An 854-nucleotide genomic window follows, 5' to 3' on the forward strand; every position below is an offset into this window, starting at 1 on the left:
ACGTGAAGCTCGTACGTGGCGGAAACGCTCCAATCACCGCTTCGACTGTGACCGTGATACTCGAATGGGGGTCCCAGTGCGAGGTTGATCCACAAGCGCTACTGCTGACCGAAGCCGGAAAGATCCGGACGAACGACGACTTCGTGTTCTACAACGCTGCGAAGCATCCGACAGGCGCCGTCTCGCTGGACGAGTCCGGGGTGGGAAGCGCGAAACTCACTGTCTCCCTCGCTAAGGTCGAAGGCGCAATTTCCCGGATCGTTGTTTCCGGATCGGTTGACCGGGGATCGTTCCGAGATGTCTCCGATCTCACGGTGACTGTGCAGGACGCGAACAGCGCACCGATCTTGTTCGACGTTGACCAGCCCGAAGCTGTGACAGCGATAGTGCTCGGAGAATTCTACCGGCGAAACGGGGCATGGAAATTCCGGGCGGTCGGCCAGGGATGGGCAAGCGGGCTACGCGGACTGGCTGAGGAGTTCGGCGTCGAGGTCGATGAGCCGCCCGCCACTCAACCTTCGTTGGGAACACCCGGTCGCGAGCCCGACTACGTTGCGCCGCAAGAACACCAACCGCGCATGGAACCTGCGTGGTATGCGGACGCGACCGATACGAATCATCTTCGCTGGTGGAACGGTACAGCCTGGACCGACGACATCAGGCAAGTGTTTCCAGCAGATCCGGCCATCTGCGAGCGCTGTGGCCGAGCCAAACGAGTCCCGCGTTTCGGCACCCCGCCGCCGTGCCGCTGGTGTGAGTCCGACGTAAACGGATTCATGGAAATGTGGCGGTTCCAGGCGTGGCAGGTGCTGACCGCCTCCGGTCCGCACGGCACGGGATGGAACGAGCTATGG

The 854-nt window shown here is 61.9% G+C and carries 1 protein-coding gene; it reads left to right on the forward strand.

Annotation, left to right across the window (positions count from 1 at the left end; genetic code table 11):
- Window positions 1–2: 2 nt before the first annotated feature.
- The coding region (locus ACLMAJ_RS38010; protein WP_412018762.1) for a TerD family protein at window positions 3–854 on the forward strand (852 nt) is incomplete at its 3' end.

This window comes from Nocardia arseniciresistens (assembly GCF_046764875.1).
Classification (GTDB): Bacteria; Actinomycetota; Actinomycetes; order Mycobacteriales; family Mycobacteriaceae; genus Nocardia; species Nocardia arseniciresistens.